Source organism: Paenibacillus zeisoli (assembly GCF_003994465.1).
GTDB lineage: Bacteria > Bacillota > Bacilli > Paenibacillales > Paenibacillaceae > Fontibacillus > Fontibacillus zeisoli.
Genome location: NZ_RZNX01000001.1, coordinates 627,377 through 645,670, shown reverse-complemented (window position 1 = coordinate 645,670; position 18,294 = coordinate 627,377). Strand labels below are relative to the sequence as shown.

Below are 18,294 nucleotides of genomic sequence, written 5' to 3'. Positions count from 1 at the left end.
CCCTTGCATACATTGATACATAGGCTTAGCTAATAGCAGCCGGGCAAGTTAGAAGAAGGAGGGAAGCAAATGAGAAAATCGCGCGCGGCGGTGTGGGTTGCCGTTATGCTGCTGTGCAGTATCGTGCTTGGAGGCTGCGGAACCGGAGGCCAGGCAGCAAAGATTGAGCTCGGTGAAGTCACGCGTTCGGTATTCTATGCACCGCAGTATGTTGCACTTGAGAAAGGTTTCTTCAAGGATAACGGGCTGGATGTGGAACTTAAGACGACTTCCGGAGGCGATAAGACCATGACCGCCCTCTTGTCAGGTTCCATCGATATAGCACTCGTTGGAGCAGAAACCTCCATTTACGTATATCAGCAAGGCTCGGATGATCCTGTTCTCAATTTCGCGGGGCTGACCCAGACCGATGGAACCTTTCTGGTGTCTCGCCAAGACGTACAGAATTTCAACTGGGACTCTCTGAAGCAATCGGTATTCCTCGGACAGCGTAAAGGTGGAATGCCCCAGATGGCCGGTGAATTCACGCTCAAGAAGCACGGAATTGATCCCCATCAGGATCTGAACTTGATCCAGAACGTGGATTTTGCTAACATCGCGGCTGCTTTCATATCGGGGACCGGGGACTATGTGCAGCTGTTCGAGCCTCAAGCCTCGATTATCGAGAAGGAGGGCAAGGGCCATGTGATCGCTTCATTTGGTACGGAGAGCGGCAAGCTGCCTTATACGGTCTATATGAGCAAGAAGAGTTATATTGACGGCCATAAAGAGCAGGTGCAGAGCTTCACGAACGCGATATCCAAGGCTCAGCAATGGGTGAATGAGCATTCTCCCGAAGAGACCGCCAAGGTGATCGCTCCATATTTCAAGGATACGGACCAAGCGATTCTCGCCAGAGCAATCAAGCGTTATAAAGAGCAGGGAACCTATGCCCAGACACCCGAGATTGATGAGAAGGCATGGAACAATCTGTTGGATGTAATGGATGCAGCCGGTGAACTTAAGGAGCGTGTACCTGTATCTAAGCTGGTGGAGCCTTCCTTTGCACGGCAAGCCGCAGGATCTGGGAACTAGGTGGGAAGGAGCGCGGGAAATGGATCCAGTTATTGAACTGCAAGGTGTTGAACATGTCTATGTCACGGACCGTGAGGCTGTTCTTGCGCTTGAAGGGATGAATTTAACTGTTCAACCTGGAGAGTTCATCAGCCTGGTGGGTCCCAGCGGCTGCGGCAAAACTACGCTTCTGTCTATCATGGCCGGACTTCTCACTCCTTCCCGGGGGCGGGTGCTTCTTCATGGAAGGCCCGTCACCGGGCCTGATCCTGAAGTGGGTTATATGCTGCAGCAGGACTACTTGTTCCCTTGGCGCCGTATTCTGGACAATGCCTTAATTGGTCTTGAGCTTAGAGGGCAGCTGACCCCGGAACGGAAGGAATCCGTCGTTCAGCTCCTTGAAGGCATGGGCCTCGGAGGTACGGAGAATTTATATCCTTCCCAGCTGTCAGGGGGCATGCGTCAGCGGGTAGCTCTGGTTAGAACCTTAGCTGCCGAGCCGGATCTGCTGCTGCTTGATGAGCCTTTCTCGGCTCTGGACTATCAGACCAAATTACAGCTGGAGGATCTGATCGCAGAGACGCTTCAGGCCAGACACAAGACGGCGATTCTGGTTACACATGATCTGGCCGAAGCAATCGCGGTAAGCGACCGGGTGATTGTACTTGCCGCAGGTCCCGGCCGAATCCGGAAGACGTTCGAAGTACCTGAGAATATCAGATTGACTCAGCCTTTCTACGCCCGCGAGCAGGAAGGCTTCAACGAGTTATTCCATCAAATCTGGAAAGAACTAGAGGCAACCGAGAGAAAGGAGGGGACTTAGATGAGTGTGCGGGTGAGCTCCCATGATAATCCGGATAATCCAAGGCGGACGGACTCTAGGGAATGGCTGCAGAGCTTGTACCGGGACTATCAACACCGCAAGCGGCGCAGCAGGCGGGTGGTTCTTTTCACTCAGCTTTCGATTCTGCTCAGTCTGATTCTCCTCTGGGAAATTGCTGGACGCCTAAAATGGATTGATGTCCTAATCTTCAGCTATCCCAGCAAAGTATTTGCCCAGATCTGGAAGGATGTCCTTAGCGGTGACCTATGGCCGCATCTAGGAACGACCGTGCTGGAGACGGCTGCGGGGTTTCTGCTAGGAACCCTGGTAGGAACACTGCTTGCCGTACTGATCTGGTGGTCTCCTTTCCTGTCCAAGGTGCTTGATCCGTATATGGTGGTCTTCAACAGCATGCCCAAAGTGGCTTTAGGCCCGATCTTCATCGTCCTGTTTGGCGGAGGATTTACGGCTATTGTAATGACTACCTTGTCGATCACGGTCATTATCACCACGCTAGTAGTGAACAGCAGCTTTAATGAGGTGGACCCGAACCTGGTTAAAGTGGTCAGAACCTTCGGAGGCAGCCGCAGAGATGTTTTTCGCAAAGTCATCCTCCCCGCATCCTTCCCGGCTATTGTATCTACACTGAAAGTCAATGTCGGCATGGCCTGGGTAGGAGTCATTGTAGGCGAGTTTCTCGTTGCAAAAGAAGGGCTCGGTTATTTGATTATCTACGGCTTTCAAGTCTTCAACTTCACCCTGGTCCTATCCAGCCTGGTGATTATCGCTGTAGCAGCGACAGGAATGTATCAGCTGGTTGTCTATATTGAACGCAGGCTAATCCGGGAGCGGTAGGGCTCCCGTTTTTGTTATGGATGAACAAAAGCGAGGGAGTGGGAGGCTAGCGCCAGCTTTATTGTGAACAGTTAGTAAATCCTATAGGATAGACATTATAGAGAGACCATACTTATTTAGTGGGGGTGTACTATGGGCTTCAGAGTGATTAAGACTACCATTGCCACTGTGCTAGCGATCATAATTGCTCATCTGCTTGGGATTCTGAATCCCCTGTCCGCAGGTCTGCTGGCCATACTCGGCGTGGATGTAACGCGCAAGAGAAGCATTCACACCGTTTCTTCCCGTTTTTTTGCTTCCATAGTGGGCCTTGTGATGTCTTCTGCCTTATTCTACATATTCGGGTTTCATATTTGGGTGCTTGCCGTATATATCTTGATTGGTTTTCCGCTGATCTCGAAAGCTAACCTCAAAGAAGGAATTGTCACAAGCTCTGTAGTGGTATTTCGGGTGTTTGGAGCGGAAGACGTCAGCTTTCATGCCTTGTTCACTCAGATCTTGCTGCTGATTATCGGACTCGGAAGTGCGATGGTTGTCAATATGATCTACATGCCGAATGAGGAGGACAAGCTTGGGATCATCCGCTCGAAAGTGGATACCCTGTTCAGCAAGATCTTCGAACGAATCGCCTACCAGCTGCGGTTCCCAGACTATGTCTGGGATGGACAGGAGTTAATTGATGCAAGCCAGGAGGTGGAGCTGGGGTTGTCCACTGCCAAGCGGGCCTTAGATAATCAAGTCATTTCTCCGAATGAAGCCTGGACGATCTATTTCTATATGCGCAAGCAGCAGCTGGACCGGATTGAGAGTATGCTGCAGTTGATTTCACAGGTCTACCAAAGAATGCCTCAAGGGGAGAGCGCCGCCGTACTCTTCGATCAGATGTCAGTAGATGTGATGAGCGAGACGTATACAGGAATAACCGAACATATGCTGAGAGAGCTGGAGACGGAGTTCAAAGCGATGGAGCTCCCGACTAGCAGGGAAGAATTCGAGATTCGATCGGCAATTCTCCAGCTGTGCAGAGAGCTGGGCTTATATCTCGATGTCTCCAAGAAAAGCAAGTATCCTACCGGAAAGACTGAGCAGCTGCGGTCATATTAACGGGGAGCAACCTCGTATTTAATACGGGTTGTATAAATATAATTAATTTCGATGCCTCCAATTAATCAACATTCGCCTAGGTCGTGCATACACTTGATAGTGAATGATTGATTTGTATGGAGGAGGTTCAAACCATGTCATCGAAATATCAAAGTAGAGAGATTATTACGAAAGCGATCTGCGGAAAAGGTCGTAAGTTCTCTACCGTAACACATACCGTGACTCCGCCTCAAAATCCGACAAGTATCCTGGGGGCTTGGATTATCAACCACCAGTACGAAGCGGTTGCTGCCGGTGACGGAATTGAAGTTATTGGGACTTACGATATCAACATTTGGTACTCGTACGACAGGAACTCACAGACTGCGGTAGCGAAAGAAAAAGTGTCCTATGTAGAGCTTGTTCCACTTTCCTATCTTGATTCAAGACACCGCTCTTCGTCGGTGGAGGTTTCCGCGGATGCGACGCAGGAACCAAGCACCGTCGAAGCCAGTGTGTCTGGAGACGGCAGTGTGCTTATTCGCGTGGAGCGCGAGTTCGCCGTCGAGCTTGTAGCTGAGACTAAGATCAATGTCCTGGTCGTACCGGGCGGCAGCGACTTTGAAGACAAAGATTTTGACTTCAGCGGAGATGGCGGAGATTATGAGGATCTAGATCCGGATCTCCTGGATGATGATCTGTAACTGAATACTCTAGTGTATGCAGCTGCCTGAGCAGCGACGAGGGCGGGAGCCCTCTTTTTTTTGTTTTTTCGTGATTTGGGGCTGGTGACCATTGAGGAGGCGGGAGAATGGAATTCAAGATCATGCTGGGAAATGACCGTTCTTCCGGGAGACTTCAAGCGGTGCTGAAGCGGCTGGGCCATGCTAACCTAGTGCTTCAAGATCCGCAAGACTTCACACAGACTTTGGATCAATCCATTCTGGTTATGAATAAGGGAGTCAGGGCATTTCAGGCTGCAGCTTCACTGGACTTAGAGAGACGGCTTCGTCAAGCTGGGATGAGGACTGATTTGGGGTCTGATATAAACGGGCGTTCAGCTTCGTATTTACGTCGATTTCTTGTTCGTATCTTTCACCTGAGAGTGGTGGAGATTGTTCCGTGCGGCTGGGCCGAGCGTGCGTTTAACCTTGCTAAGGCACAGAGGAGTCAAGAGCAGCAATCGGGGCTAACTACTCTTGAGCGGAGGCTGGAAAGAATAGCAGTTAGAGCGCTCTATACGCTTGGCCTTGACTTCGGAGAAGTAGAGATTAGTGCTGGCGAGGGCGGGTCCATGGTCATTCAGCTTGTTCGGGCCGTTCCCGATTTGGAGGATGAGACCTCATCTTTAAGGTTCGCCGAGGCGATCTTAGAAGAGTCAGCACGGCTTGGGCTGCAGAACCATGAATCGTTGAGACTTGGTATGGATCCCGAATTTCTGCTCTACGACCGGATAGGACACAAGGTCATCCCGGCCTCCAGGTTCCTGGATCGGGTAGGGATTGCAGGTTGTGATGCTGTCCGCTCAGGAGATCGCACCCTATATCCGATTGCTGAACTGCGCCCCTCTCCGGGTTCAGAGCCTGCCGAATTGCTCCGCAACCTGATGGGTGCGCTGCAGTATGCTTCAAGTCATATTCATGATTCTTCACTCTTATGGCTTGCAGGTGGAATGCCGATTCCAGGGCTTCCGCTGGGCGGTCATCTTCATTTCAGTGGTCTGCCGCTAACCGCTGAATTGCTCCGAACCCTGGATAACTATTTGGCTCTGCCCGTTGCGGTGTTGGAAGATGAGAGAGCGAAGGTTCGCAGGCCGAGATACGGTTATTTAGGTGATCATAGAGTTCAGGATTATGGAGGGTTTGAATACCGTACACTGCCCAGCTTCCTTGTCTCTTCCCTTCTGACCAAAGGGATTGTTGCCCTTGCGGCCCTAATTGCTGATGACTATACTCGGCTTCCATCCAGACCCTTGCTGCGAGAGGATGTCCATCAAGCATTCTATCTGGGTGACAAGTCAATTCTGAGAAAAGCATTTGAGCCCCTTGAGAACGAAATCCGGAGCATGGAGGGGTATCACCGTTATGAGAAATATATACATCCCTTCCTTGAGGCGCTTCGCCTGGGACGTAAATGGGACGAGAGCAGGGATATTAGAACTGTCTGGAAAATAGAGCGCCCCTCGTAAGCCCGCCTTCTTTTCTGCTATAATAGAAGTCAGTAGAAAGAAGGGGCTGGAGGTACATCATGGCTAAATATACGCCGATGATTGAACAATATTTGAAGGTGAAGGAAGGCGCTAAAGACGCTTTTCTATTTTTTCGTCTAGGTGATTTCTATGAGATGTTCTTCGAAGATGCGATCCAAGCATCCCGGGAACTTGAAATAACGTTAACTGCGCGTGATGGCGGAGTAGAAGACAAAATTCCGATGTGCGGGGTTCCCTATCATTCTGCTGAGAGCTATATACATCGATTGATTGAGAAAGGTTATAAGGTGGCCATCTGTGAGCAGGTTGAAGATCCGGCTGAAGCCAAGGGCATTGTCAGACGTGAAATTGTCAGGGTAATTACTCCGGGCACCGTGATGGAAGGCAAGACCATTGGGGATAAGGCCAATAACTATCTGCTCTGCGTCACTGAGCTAAGTGGGGTTATGGGGGTCTCGGCGTGTGACTTGTCAACAGGGGAGTTGTACGTCACCTCTGCCCCTTCAAGCTATGAATGGCTCAGAGATGAGATAGGTCTGTATACCCCAGCCGAGATTATCGGCGATTCTTCCCTGCTGGAATGGGTTCAATCTACGGCTAATCCGGTGGGAAGACCGGTTGTGTACACACCATGGGATAAGTCTAAGGAAGATCTGGCACGCAAGCAGTTCACTGAGGCGGTCTGGATCCGGCTGGAAGAGCAGCGCAGACATAATGTCGGCCTGCTTGTTGCGTATTTGTCAGAGACGCAGAAGCGTTCTCTAGGTCAACTCACCCGGATTACAGCCTATGAACCGAATCATTATATGATTCTGGACCCATTCACACGTAGAAATCTGGAGCTCGTAGAGACGGTACGGGAAAGATCGAAGAAGGGTTCCTTACTCTGGCTACTTGATCGGACCGAGACCTCCATGGGAGCAAGACTTCTGCGCAGATGGATCGACAAGCCGCTGCTGCAGCGCAGCCGGATTGAAGACCGGCTTGAAGCGGTGGAGCATCTTCACGCCGGGTATATTCTGCGAGAAGATTTGCGCGAGCGGCTAAGTGAAATATATGATCTGGAACGATTGGTTGGGCGAATTGCTTTCTCGAGTGCCAACGGCCGGGATATGATTGCGCTCAAGAAATCTCTTAGGCAAATTCCTGCGCTCAAAGAGCTGTGTTCGGGTTCCTCTTCTGCCACGCTGCAGCGGATCGCAGAGGAGCTGGACCGCTGCGAAGATCTGTCAGATGCGATCGATGCGGCCATCGCGGATGAGCCTCCTGTCTCTGTAAGAGATGGAGGACTCATTAAGGCAGGCTATCACGAGCATCTGGACTCCCTGCGCGAAGCCGGAATGAACGGCAAGCGATGGATCGCGGAGCTGGAAAGTGCGGAACGCCAAGCAACGGGCATCAAGTCCTTGAAGATCGGTTACAACAAGGTGTTTGGCTATTATATCGAAATTACCAAATCGAATCTGGCGTCACTGCCAGAAGGCCGTTATGAACGGAAGCAGACGCTTGCCAATGCCGAAAGATATGTCACTCCCGAATTGAAGGAGAAGGAAGCATTAATCCTGGAAGCGGAAGAGAAGATGGTCGACCTGGAGTTCGCCCTGTTCAGCGAGCTGCGTGAGCGCTTGAGCCAGGAGATACCGCGTCTTCAGCGCTTGGCTGAGAAGGTGGCGGAGATCGATGTGTACCGGTCCATGGCTGAGATCAGCAGTGAAGGTAACTTTGTTAAGCCGGTCCTTACGGACGGATATGACCTCGTTATTGAGCAGGGGCGCCATCCGGTTGTCGAGAGCGTGATGGACGGCACTGGCTTCATTGCGAACGGCACCTACCTGCGCAAGGATGAAGCCGGGATTCTATTGATTACTGGACCTAATATGGCTGGCAAAAGTACTTACATGCGCCAAGTGGCTCTGATCGTCATTATGGCTCAGATTGGTTGTTTTGTGCCTGCTGTCACAGCAGAAATTCCGATGATCGACCGGATATTTACCCGTATCGGTGCCGCAGATGACCTGATCGGGGGTCAGAGTACCTTTATGGTAGAGATGGCTGATATTCAGCTAATGACAGAGAAAGCTACCAAGCGAAGCCTGATCATCATTGATGAGTTGGGCCGGGGGACCTCGACGACAGAAGGGATGTCGATCGCCCAAGCTGTCATTGAATATGTGCATGATCATATCGGCTGTAAAGCGCTTGTGTCTACACATTTCCATGAGCTGGCCTATCTGGAGACTAGCTTGAAGTCTCTGAAAAATTACTCCATGGCTGTTCAGGAGAGCGGGGAGAAGGTTCACTTCCTCCGCAAGTTGATTCCCGGCGCAGCAAGCACAAGCTACGGTATCTATTGTGCCCGGCTTGCAGGTCTCCCAGGCAGCATAATCGAACGGGCCTATGGTCTGCTGCAAGGCTTGGAAGAGGCAGCCCCATTGGTTACGGCCGCAAAAGCCTCGGATTCTGGAGCCAGGGAGAGCGCTCAGATGACTCTCCGGGAAGCTAGCGCGGTAATGACATCCTCTCCGGCGGCAGCCGCAGTCTTGACAGAAGAGTCTAAAGCATCTCTGAAGCTAGAGACGAACAAGCCGATCGATACAGAACAGAGTACAAGTCAAGAAGTTACTGGCCAGTCAAAAGGCACTGGACAGGTGCAGCAGCTTTCTATTTTTGGGGATGAATGGACTTCGGACAAGCCAGAATCCCCTAAGGAGGATGCTGGTGCCAAGCAGATTATTAAGCTGGTCAAGAATGCCGACCTGATGAATATGACGCCAATTCAGGCCATGCAGCTGTTAAATGATTTGAAGATGAAAGTGAAAGACATGTAAATTCCTTGAAGAGAGTGGGGGAGGCCAAATGGGACAAATTCAAATCCTGGACGAGCATATCGCGAACCAGATTGCAGCAGGTGAAGTGGTGGAAAGACCTTCATCGGTTGTGAAGGAGCTGGTCGAGAATGCCATTGATGCCGGTGCGAGGCGAATCGATGTCACGGTTGAAGAAGGCGGTTTATCGCTTATTCGAATAACGGATAACGGCTCAGGCATAGAACCTGAGGACTGTGAAACCGCCTTTTACCGGCATGCCACCAGCAAGCTCTCTCTCGGCCGAGATTTGTTCCAAATCCGGACACTGGGCTTTCGGGGAGAAGCACTGCCAAGTATAGCTGCTGTATCCAAAGTCGAACTGGTCTCTTCGAATGGGGACCATGGGCTTGGACGACGCATTATCATCGAAGGCGGCTCACTTAAAGAGAACGAAGATACTCCAACTCCACTGGGGACGGATATTTCGGTGAAGGAATTATTCTATAATACTCCGGCAAGGCTGAAATATATGAAGACAATCCAGACTGAGCTAGGACATATCTCGGACGTCATGTACAGACAGGCCCTGGCCCATCCAGAAATTGCGTTCACTTTGCGGCATAATGGCAACCAGCTGCTCCAAAGCCCTGGCAACGGGGATTTGCTCCAGGTGATTGCTTCTATTTATGGTACCCAGGCAGCCAAAGGCATGCTGGGGATCGAGGCTGAGAATGCAGACTACAAGGTCGAAGGTTTCGTAGGTCGTCCAGACTTGACCCGATCGAATCGCGGTGCGATTTCTACAATGGTGAACGGGCGTTATATCCGGAATCCGGGCCTTCAGGCTGCCATGATGAGAGCCTATCATACTCTGCTGCCAATCAACAGATATCCGATTGCTGTACTGCAGCTTCATATGCACCCTTCCCTGGTAGATGTTAACGTTCATCCGTCCAAGCTGGAGGTGCGATTCAGCAAGGAGCAGGAGCTATATGCGTTTCTGGAAGAAAGCATCCGGGCTGTGTTGTCCCAACAGGTGCTTATCCCTCATGTGGTGAAGCAGACGGTTACCCGTGGAGACAGCCAGTCCATTATTCAGGAGCAATTCAATTTCCATTCCTCAGGTAAGGCGGACATGGATAGTCGCCCGGCAAATATAAATGAACACGGTTCTGCACCAGCTAAGGGGCCGCAAGACGCGGATTTGTCTACCCGTGTTAATAGAGCCACGGACGGCACAGTAAGTTTGCCGTTAGTGAAGGGGCCGCAAGACGCTGCCTATCCTGCTGCTTCGTCTGCGACAGGTGGGAATGTCAAGGAGACCAGTTCGGGGCAATACTCTTCTCCTGGGCAGTACACTCAATCGAACGAGGCGTGGACGGGTATAGACCCATTACGTCCGATGCCTGACAGCATCGCGAAGAGTAATACACCCTACAGAGAAAGTTCGGTAGGCTATCCTTCTCAGACCGCCACAGGACGTGTTGGGAGAGCAGGCGGAAATGACGGCAATTATTCAGGAACTTCGACGAATTCTCTGCCAACTGAGAAGCTGTACGGTTCTAGAGATGACAGGCCGGAAATGCCAGCCTTTCCTGAGCTTACCCTAATTGGGCAGCACCACGGTACCTATCTGATCGCCCAGAATGAGAATGGCTTATATCTGATTGACCAGCATGCAGCCCATGAGCGTGTGAATTACGAATATTACTACGAGAAATTTGGTAATCCGGCTGACGCTTCCCAAGAGCTTCTTATTCCGATTACCTTGGAATTCACTTCAGCAGACAGTGAGAAGCTGAAGAGCCGTCTGCAGTGGTTCGAGAATGCCGGGGTCATCCTGGAGCATTTCGGCGGTGGAACCTTTCGGGTCATATCTCATCCATACTGGTTTCCACAAGGGGAAGAGACGTCAATTATCGAAGAAATGGCTGATTGGGTGTTAAGTGAGAGAGCTATTGACCTGGCTAAGCTGCGCGAGCGCTCATCCATACTTTGTTCTTGTAAGGCATCTATTAAGGCTAATCAGAAGATTACGGCGGAAGAGGCAAAGACCCTTCTGGACAGGCTTGCTGCTTGCAAACAGCCGTATACATGTCCGCATGGCCGGCCCATTGTGGTCTCCTTTTCGACCTATGATCTGGAGAAAATGTTCAAACGAGTGATGTGAACGGAGGAAGCAGATTGATTATTACAACAGGAGACAATGAAGCTCCGGGGACGGTAAGTCAGGCAGAAGAGCTATCTCTCGAGCTCGGAGTCCCTTATGTACGGCGCAGCCGCACGTCATTATCCAAACTACTAACCCGCCACCGGGCCGATGCCGTGCTGGTCATCCTGGAAAGTGGAATCCGGATTGTGAGTGCTGCTGGAGAGCCTATGGAATTTCATCCGAGCATGTCTTTCGTTAGAGCCAAGAGGCTCTTGAAAGGAGAGCCAGATTATATGCTTGAAATTTCGAAGGCCGAGTCAGGGGACCGAATTTTAGATTGTACGTCCGGACTCGGCTCGGACTCCATCATATTCTCTATTGCGGCGGGAGAAGAGGGGAGTGTAACCGCGCTGGAAAGTTCGCTCCCTATCTATGGATTGCTCAAGGAAGGTTTAAGAACCTACCAATCTGGGTTAAAAGAATTTGACAAGGCAATGCGTCGTATTGTTGTCAAGCATGCCGATCATCTTCAGTTGCTTGGTGAGCTGCCAGATAAAAGTGTAGATATCGTCTACTTTGATCCTATGTTCCGGGAACCGGTAAAGGAGTCTTCATCCATTTCCCCGCTTCGGGCTTTTGCTAATGGAAGCTCTCTGGATAGAAGATCGATTGAAGAAGCCTGCCGGGTAGCGAGAAAAACCGTTGTTTTGAAAGAGAAAAGGGATAGCGGAGAATTCGCCAGGTTAGGTTTCGCGGTTCGCGAACGGGCCCATACCAAAATAGCTTACGGAGTGATTGAGCTTGACAACAGATAAGAAACCCAAATTGCTGGTCCTCGTAGGACCTACCGCGGTCGGTAAGACGCGAATGAGTATTGACCTGGCTCATATGTTCGAATGTGAAGTCATATCCGGCGATTCCATGCAGGTCTACAAGGGAATGGATATAGGAACCGCCAAAATCACGCCGCAGGAAATGGATGGAGTACCCCATCATCTGATAGATGTGCTTTCTCCTGAGGAGCCCTTCTCGGTTGCCCTTTTTCAGGAATACTGCAACCAGTTGATCCCTGAGATCACTTCCCGCGGACATTTGCCCTTTATTGTCGGGGGGACCGGACTTTACGTCGAATCTGTCTGTTATGAGTTCAAATTCACAGACGCTGCCGCTGACGAAGACTTCCGGGAGGAGCAGGTCAGATATGCGGAAGAGCACGGAGCAGAAGCACTACATGCCAGATTGGCCCTGATTGATCCAGTGTCGGCGGATCGGCTTCATCCTAATGATCAGCGGAGGATTATAAGAGCGCTCGAGATTTATCATTTAACTGGAGTAACACTCTCGTCCCAGCTTGCTGTTCAGAAGAAGCAGTCTCCCTATGAGCTGTGCATCATTGGTTTGACAATGGACCGTCAATTGCTATATAACCGTATAGAAGCGCGCATTGACGAAATGATGGACCAGGGTCTGGTTCAAGAGGTTGAGTCTCTATTGGGCAAAGGTTATTCCAGAAGTCTTGTGGCTATGCAAGGGCTGGGCTATAAGGAGATTGCCGAGCACCTGGTTGACGGGGTTCCGCTGGAGGAAGCTGTGTTCAAATTAAAGAGGGACACGCGCAGATATGCGAAGCGGCAGCTTTCCTGGTTCCGGCATATGCATGATATTCATTGGGTGGATATGACATGCCCGGAAAATTACACGGAGAATTTGGCGAAAGTACGTGCTATAATAGCAGGAAAGTTCCATGAAGATCTTGAATTTACTTCAGAACACTAATTGAAACTCATTGGGGGTACCGCTAATGAACAAGTCCATTAACATCCAAGATACGTTCTTGAACCAACTACGCAAAGAGAATATCCCTGTTACAGTATTCTTGACAAATGGTTTCCAAATTAGAGGGACAATTAAAGCATTTGATAACTTTACCATTGTCATTGACAGTGATGGCCGTCAGCAAATGGTGTACAAGCATGCCATTTCTACGTTCCAACCGCAGCGTAATGTCTCTTTGATGCAAGAGACGCCATCCGAAAGCTAAGATTTATCATGAAACTTTTTTGAACAAAGCACGTTAAAAGGTATAAGATGAGGAGAAGGAGCAACCTGAAGAAGGTTGTTCTTTTCTTTCCGTCCTTTATAGAGAGAAGATTGACTTGAAGGGAGTCTGTGCAGAACCATGTCTACGAATAATAACAGACCGCCATCTAGGCTTTCGAGGTCGAATCCTTCTGATGGCAAAGAGAACACAACTAAGTCTAAGATTCCTAAGAAAAAGAAAAAGATAACAACGAAGCGTGTGCTTTGGACTATGTTTTTCACCATGGCATTTGCAGTGATTTGTGCAATTGGCGGCTATATATTTATCTCCATTAACGGTGAGAAAATTCTGAGTGAGAACCAGGATAAGCTGACGATCTATGAAACATCCAAAGTATATGACCGATCCGGGAATCTGATGGGCGAGTTGTCCATTACGAAGAGTGAGCCGGTTGATATCAAGCAGATTCCGAAGCTGCTTCAGGAAGCTTTTATTGCAACTGAGGACAGACGCTTTATGGAACATTCAGGTGTCGACCTATGGTCGATCGGCCGTGCGGCGGTGAAGGACGTTGTAGCTCGTTCCAAAGTGGAGGGCGGAAGTACAATTACGCAACAGCTTGCGAAGAACATGTTCTTGTCTCGCGACAAGACCTTCTTCCGTAAAGCAACTGAAGTATCCATTGCCATGGCTTTGGAGCGTAACTTCAGCAAAGAAAAGATTCTTGAAATGTACCTGAACCGAATTTATTTCGGTCAAGGGTCTTATGGGATCAAGGCCGCTTCCCAACGCTATTTCGGCGAGAGTGATCTGAAAGAGCTGAAATTATGGGAGATCGCTACGCTTGCGGCTTTACCGAAAGGTCCTTCAGCTTATAACCCGGTGACGAATCCCGAACTTTCCAAAACACGCAGAGGTGTCGTACTAGATCTGATGTTCGATCAGGGATATATTACGGCGGCCCAGCGAGATGAAGCGAAGAAAGTGGATTACGATTATACTCCTCCTAAGAAGAGTCAGAGCTATCTCGCCTTTAAGGATTTCGTGATGAAGGAAGCCGAAGCGAAGACGGGTCTTACGGAAGACCAGCTGAACCGAGGCGGCTACAAGATTTATACGACGATGGATAAACAGGCTCAGTTAGCTGTTGAGAAGGCTTTTGCAGATGACAGCAATTTTGAGAAAAGCAAGGACGATCAGCAGGTTCAGGGTGCAGTTGTCATTATGAACCATCAGAATGGCAGCCTTGTTGCCCTGCTGGGCGGGCGTGACTATGAACGTAAAGGCTTCAGCCGGGTCGAAGCGCGGCGTCAGCCAGGATCTGCCTTTAAGCCGATCGTCGATTATGCTCCGGCCTTGGATACGAAGAAGTTCACCCCGGATTCCATGCTCAGCAATGAGAAGCAGTGTTTCGCTAACGGAACTTATTGTCCCGGTAACCTGCATGGATACTCCAAGACAATCGGGATGACCGAGGCTCTTGAAGAATCCGCGAACATTCCGGCGGTATGGCTCCTTGATCAAGTAGGGGTCAAGACAGGAGTGGAATACGCCAAGAAGATGGGAATTACGATGGATCCTAATGATGCGAACCTGGCCATCGCCCTTGGCGGTTTGACAAAAGGTACGAATACTCTGGAAATGGCTGAAGCCTATAGCGTATTCGCAAACGGCGGATATCACAATCCTGCGTATTCCATCAAGAGCATACAGGGGCCAGATGGTAAGGAGGTTTACACTTACAATCCTCCTAATCCGGAGTCTGTAATCAGCTCGGACACGGCTTACTATATGACAAAAATGATGGAGCAGGTTGTTACAAGTGGAACAGGTAAGCGCGCGAGCCTGGGAGGTCGCCCTGTTGCTGGTAAGACCGGTACAACCCAACACGGGATTAAAGGCCTGAACAGCAGCCGCAACCGTGATGCCTGGTTTGTGGGTTATACGGCTGAATGGACCGCTTCGGTATGGATGGGTTATGACAAGCCGGACAAAGACCATCTTCTCAAAGGAAGCAGTGGTCAGTCGGCGGCCTTATTCGGAACCATTATGAAGGATGCGCTTAAGGATGTTCCAGTTAAGGATTTCCCAATTCCAAATGACCTGAAGCAAAAGGAACAGGAACCTGTTAAGCAGGTAACCACGATCAGTGGTCTTGCAGGTGCATTCAATCAGGATACGGGAACCGTCTTGCTAAGCTGGAATGGCGTGGATGTTCCGAATGTGAAGTACCGTGTATATCGCAAGGAGGCTTCGGAATCCGGATTTTCTCAGCTGCTTGAAGCTGATTCAACGTCCGCAGAGGATGTGACCGTGATCCCGAATACAACCTATGAATATTATGTTACTTATGTAGATCCGTCTACTGGATTGGAAAGTGAGAAATCAGCATCGATCCAGGTATCTACACAGCAAGCAGAAGCACCTGCTGTAGATCCTAACCAGCCTGATCCTAATAATCCTGATGGTAATGGCAGCAATACCGACCAAGGAAACAACAATCAGGATGGCGGTAACGGAAAAGGCAACAGTGGGAATGGAAAAGGAAATAAGGATTCCGACAGTGGTCAAGACAGCACTGGCCAGGATGCCGGAACGGGTCAAGATGACCAGAATGGGGGTACTGATCAAGGTACTGGAACCACGAATCCGGATACCAATACCCCGGGAACGACAACGCCAGGAACAACAACACCAGGAACAACAACACCGGGAACGTCAACACCTGGCACTACCACGCCGGGTACGACTACCCCAGGAACAGATACAGGAGGCACAACTACCAAAACTCCTGGAACGGATACCGGTACTCAGACCGGGGGACGTTAACTCGTCCGAATATGTTAGCTTAGGGCCTCGTGATCACGTTTAGTGATTGCGGGGCTTTTTTGTGATCCAGGAAAGTGAGAAAGTGTTGATTTGGTGCGTGTTAGAGAAATATGGTAAGCTGAATGTAAGAAGAGAGTGAAAGGGTAATTTTCATGAAGCGAAAATTTGGAGACCGGGCGAACTGGCGCCGTGTGACCCGGCGCCAGTTCACATCACGTTATGTGGAAAGTGAAAATTTTACCGGATACATTACATTGTACAGCATACAAGCATTGAAGGAGCCGCTTTGGAAATCATACGGCACCCATACTTTTAGAATTGCTGATAAAGGCTACTCTTGGTTGCAGTACTATCCCAAGGGCTCAAATTTCATCGTGACGGCCATGTTTGATGACAAACAGCAAATTATTGAATGGTATATAGATATTTGCAAAAGTCAGGGGATTACGGATCAGGGTGTGCCGTGGTTCGATGATCTCTACCTGGACATTGTTGTTCTTAAGAATGGGGAAGTATTTCTGCTCGATCAGGATGAGCTGGATGACGCTCTGGCTAAGAGACTAATCTCGCCAAAAGATTATGAATTAGCTGCCCAGACTACGAGAGAGCTGCTTCATGCCATTGACGCGCATACCTTTCCTTTTTTTCTAATGTCCTTGGAACATCGGCGTAGCGGATTTCTTGAGGAAAGAGATAATAACGATGCCATCAAATAAGCCTAGTGTAGTCACCAAGGTGATGCGCGGTGTTATTATTGCGGCCGTACTGGTATGTCTCTGGCTGGGTTACGCATGGATTCAGATCTCCGGCTTGGGTTCCACAATGGCGTATAAGAAGGCAGATGCCGGAATTGTGCTGGGTGCAGCCCTATGGGGGGATGTACCTAGTCCGGGGCTTAGAGAAAGGCTAGAACAAAGTTTGAAGGAGTATCATGCGGGCAGTTTCCGCTACTTCATCCTCACAGGAGGACTGGATACAACGAAATCGAGATATACTGAGGCGGAGGGTATGGCGAACTACTTGCGAAAGCAGGGAGTTCCCAGCACGGCTATCCTGCTTGAGAATAAAGCGACCAATACGTACGAGAACCTTCTATTCAGCAGGAGAATCATGGAGGAGCATCAGCTTCGTACTGCAGTCATTATTACTCATACTTATCACGGTAGACGGGCTAAGGAAATTGCAGAATCTCTTAACTACATAGATCCTCAGCTTTCCTTGGTAGAATCCAAGGTGCTCCCAAAGGTGCCCAATCATTTTAGAGAAATTCTGGCTTATACCAAATGGACACTGAATAAGCTGGGTATACCGCTTGATTTATAAGCTCGTGAAGATGGACTTATTGCATCTCCATGACAAACTTCTAATAACCAGCACATAGCCGGAATAAACTCTTATAGTAGTTATCTGCTCCCTACTCTAAGAAGAGGTGATGCCGCATGCAAGGGCGTGTTGTGGCCGCTGGCGGCCGTTCTGAGGAGAGACCATCCAGACAGATCAATGTCATTCTACGAAGTAGTGAACCTCCGGTTATCTCGCAGACACTTCCAGACGCTGAGCCTGCAGCAATCTCTAAGAACGCAGGACAGCATCAAGGAGTATTTGCTGAGATTCAGAAGGAACTGGATCAATTAATTGGCCTAGAGAACATTAAGGAACTGGTATTCGAAATATTCGCTTTACTCCAGGTTAAGCAGCTTCGGACAGAAGCCGGTCTGCTCGCAGGCTCTCAAGTCTATCATATGATCTATAAAGGTAACCCAGGAACAGGGAAAACAACCGTTGCACGCATTGTTGCCAAGATGTTTCAGAAGATGGGCGTACTTAGTAAAGGTCATTTTATCGAGGCGGAACGAGCCGACCTGGTTGGCGAATATATCGGACATACTGCACAGAAGACGCGTGAATTGGTTAAAAAAGCATTAGGCGGTATTCTATTCATAGATGAGGCATACAGTTTGGCCCGCGGCGGGGAGAAGGATTTTGGCAAGGAAGCCATTGATACCCTTGTTAAGGCTATGGAGGATTATAAGGATCAGTTCATATTGATCCTGGCCGGATATTCCGACGAGATGGAATTCTTTCTTCATACTAACCCGGGACTCCCCTCCCGTTTCCCGATCCAGATTAATTTTCCCGATTATTCCATTGATCAACTGATACAAATCTCGGAAAGTATGGTCAAAGAGCGTGATTATATCCTTATGCCGCAGGCGATACTCAAACTTAGGCAGCATTTGGCTGCAGAAAAGAATGAAAGTCCTCATGCATTCAGCAATGGCAGATATGTTCGCAATATAATTGAGCGTTCGATTCGTCACCAGGCAGTTCGACTTTTGAATCAATATTCGAGCGGGTCTCCGGGCAAGCTTGAACTAATGACGATACGCACAGAGGATTTTAAATTTGACAAGAATAGTAACAAGTAGACCTTACACTATA

The 18,294-nt window shown here is 49.5% G+C and carries 15 protein-coding genes; all 15 read left to right on the top strand.

Translation table 11 applies throughout. The features are described 5' to 3' along the window. Positions 1–69: 69 nt before the first annotated feature. Positions 70–1,074: an ABC transporter substrate-binding protein gene (locus EJP77_RS03010; protein WP_127197681.1), complete on the top strand. Its 1,005-nt coding sequence runs from the start codon at positions 70–72 to the stop codon at positions 1,072–1,074. A gap of 19 nt (positions 1,075–1,093) precedes the next feature. Further along, on the top strand, positions 1,094–1,876 hold the full coding sequence (locus tag EJP77_RS03005) for an ABC transporter ATP-binding protein (RefSeq protein ID WP_127197680.1): 783 nt from the start codon (positions 1,094–1,096) through the stop codon (positions 1,874–1,876). Continuing rightward, complete coding sequence (locus EJP77_RS03000; protein WP_127197679.1) at positions 1,877–2,731, top strand: ABC transporter permease; 855 nt, start codon at positions 1,877–1,879, stop codon at positions 2,729–2,731. Positions 2,732–2,863: 132 nt separating this feature from the next. Beyond that, positions 2,864–3,835 (top strand): aromatic acid exporter family protein, encoded by a 972-nt coding sequence (locus EJP77_RS02995; RefSeq protein ID WP_127197678.1) that lies wholly within the window; start codon positions 2,864–2,866, stop codon positions 3,833–3,835. A gap of 134 nt (positions 3,836–3,969) precedes the next feature. Beyond that, entirely contained in the window at positions 3,970–4,518 is a 549-nt protein-coding gene (gene cotE / locus EJP77_RS02990; protein WP_127197677.1) for an outer spore coat protein CotE, read from the top strand. Positions 4,519–4,625: 107 nt separating this feature from the next. Continuing rightward, positions 4,626–6,002, top strand: a complete 1,377-nt coding sequence (locus EJP77_RS02985) for a putative amidoligase domain-containing protein (protein ID WP_127197676.1) — start codon at positions 4,626–4,628, stop codon at positions 6,000–6,002. A gap of 59 nt (positions 6,003–6,061) precedes the next feature. Continuing rightward, on the top strand, positions 6,062–8,851 hold the full coding sequence (gene mutS / locus EJP77_RS02980) for a DNA mismatch repair protein MutS (protein WP_127197675.1): 2,790 nt from the start codon (positions 6,062–6,064) through the stop codon (positions 8,849–8,851). A gap of 28 nt (positions 8,852–8,879) precedes the next feature. Then, positions 8,880–11,000, top strand: a complete 2,121-nt coding sequence (gene mutL / locus EJP77_RS02975) for a DNA mismatch repair endonuclease MutL (RefSeq protein ID WP_127197674.1) — start codon at positions 8,880–8,882, stop codon at positions 10,998–11,000. Positions 11,001–11,014: 14 nt separating this feature from the next. Beyond that, complete coding sequence (locus tag EJP77_RS02970; protein ID WP_127197673.1) at positions 11,015–11,797, top strand: class I SAM-dependent methyltransferase; 783 nt, start codon at positions 11,015–11,017, stop codon at positions 11,795–11,797. Continuing rightward, a complete protein-coding gene (gene miaA, locus EJP77_RS02965; RefSeq protein ID WP_127197672.1) occupies positions 11,784–12,758 on the top strand; it encodes a tRNA (adenosine(37)-N6)-dimethylallyltransferase MiaA in 975 nt (324 codons plus the stop codon). The genes EJP77_RS02970 and miaA overlap by 14 nt, the downstream gene beginning before the upstream one ends. A gap of 25 nt (positions 12,759–12,783) precedes the next feature. After that, positions 12,784–13,023 carry an RNA chaperone Hfq gene (gene hfq, locus EJP77_RS02960; RefSeq protein WP_127197671.1) on the top strand — a complete coding sequence of 80 codons (240 nt, stop codon included), beginning with the start codon at positions 12,784–12,786 and terminating at the stop codon, positions 13,021–13,023. Positions 13,024–13,161: 138 nt separating this feature from the next. Next, a complete protein-coding gene (locus tag EJP77_RS02955) occupies positions 13,162–15,852 on the top strand; it encodes a transglycosylase domain-containing protein (protein WP_127197670.1) in 2,691 nt (896 codons plus the stop codon). 152 nt (positions 15,853–16,004) lie between these two features. Next, positions 16,005–16,568 (top strand): ribonuclease FAU-1 family protein, encoded by a 564-nt coding sequence (locus EJP77_RS02950; protein WP_127197669.1) that lies wholly within the window; start codon positions 16,005–16,007, stop codon positions 16,566–16,568. Then, positions 16,555–17,175, top strand: coding sequence for a YdcF family protein (locus EJP77_RS02945; RefSeq protein WP_127197668.1), 621 nt, complete (start codon positions 16,555–16,557; stop codon positions 17,173–17,175). The genes EJP77_RS02950 and EJP77_RS02945 overlap by 14 nt, the downstream gene beginning before the upstream one ends. A 116-nt stretch (positions 17,176–17,291) precedes the next feature. Next, positions 17,292–18,281: an AAA family ATPase gene (locus tag EJP77_RS02940; RefSeq protein ID WP_127197667.1), complete on the top strand. Its 990-nt coding sequence runs from the start codon at positions 17,292–17,294 to the stop codon at positions 18,279–18,281. Positions 18,282–18,294 lie beyond the last annotated feature (13 nt).

What these genes read in the sequence shown, in the direction of transcription:
- EJP77_RS03010 (WP_127197681.1), top strand. Translation starts at nt 70, where the DNA reads ATGAGAAAATCGCGCGCGGCGGTGTGGGTTGCCGTTATGCTGCTGTGC.
- EJP77_RS03005 (WP_127197680.1), top strand. Translation starts at nt 1,094, where the DNA reads ATGGATCCAGTTATTGAACTGCAAGGTGTTGAACATGTCTATGTCACG.
- EJP77_RS03000 (WP_127197679.1), top strand. Translation starts at nt 1,877, where the DNA reads ATGAGTGTGCGGGTGAGCTCCCATGATAATCCGGATAATCCAAGGCGG.
- EJP77_RS02995 (WP_127197678.1), top strand. Translation starts at nt 2,864, where the DNA reads ATGGGCTTCAGAGTGATTAAGACTACCATTGCCACTGTGCTAGCGATC.
- cotE (WP_127197677.1), top strand. Translation starts at nt 3,970, where the DNA reads ATGTCATCGAAATATCAAAGTAGAGAGATTATTACGAAAGCGATCTGC.
- EJP77_RS02985 (WP_127197676.1), top strand. Translation starts at nt 4,626, where the DNA reads ATGGAATTCAAGATCATGCTGGGAAATGACCGTTCTTCCGGGAGACTT.
- mutS (WP_127197675.1), top strand. Translation starts at nt 6,062, where the DNA reads ATGGCTAAATATACGCCGATGATTGAACAATATTTGAAGGTGAAGGAA.
- mutL (WP_127197674.1), top strand. Translation starts at nt 8,880, where the DNA reads ATGGGACAAATTCAAATCCTGGACGAGCATATCGCGAACCAGATTGCA.
- hfq (WP_127197671.1), top strand. Translation starts at nt 12,784, where the DNA reads ATGAACAAGTCCATTAACATCCAAGATACGTTCTTGAACCAACTACGC.
- EJP77_RS02955 (WP_127197670.1), top strand. Translation starts at nt 13,162, where the DNA reads ATGTCTACGAATAATAACAGACCGCCATCTAGGCTTTCGAGGTCGAAT.
- EJP77_RS02950 (WP_127197669.1), top strand. Translation starts at nt 16,005, where the DNA reads ATGAAGCGAAAATTTGGAGACCGGGCGAACTGGCGCCGTGTGACCCGG.
- EJP77_RS02945 (WP_127197668.1), top strand. Translation starts at nt 16,555, where the DNA reads ATGCCATCAAATAAGCCTAGTGTAGTCACCAAGGTGATGCGCGGTGTT.
- EJP77_RS02940 (WP_127197667.1), top strand. Translation starts at nt 17,292, where the DNA reads ATGCAAGGGCGTGTTGTGGCCGCTGGCGGCCGTTCTGAGGAGAGACCA.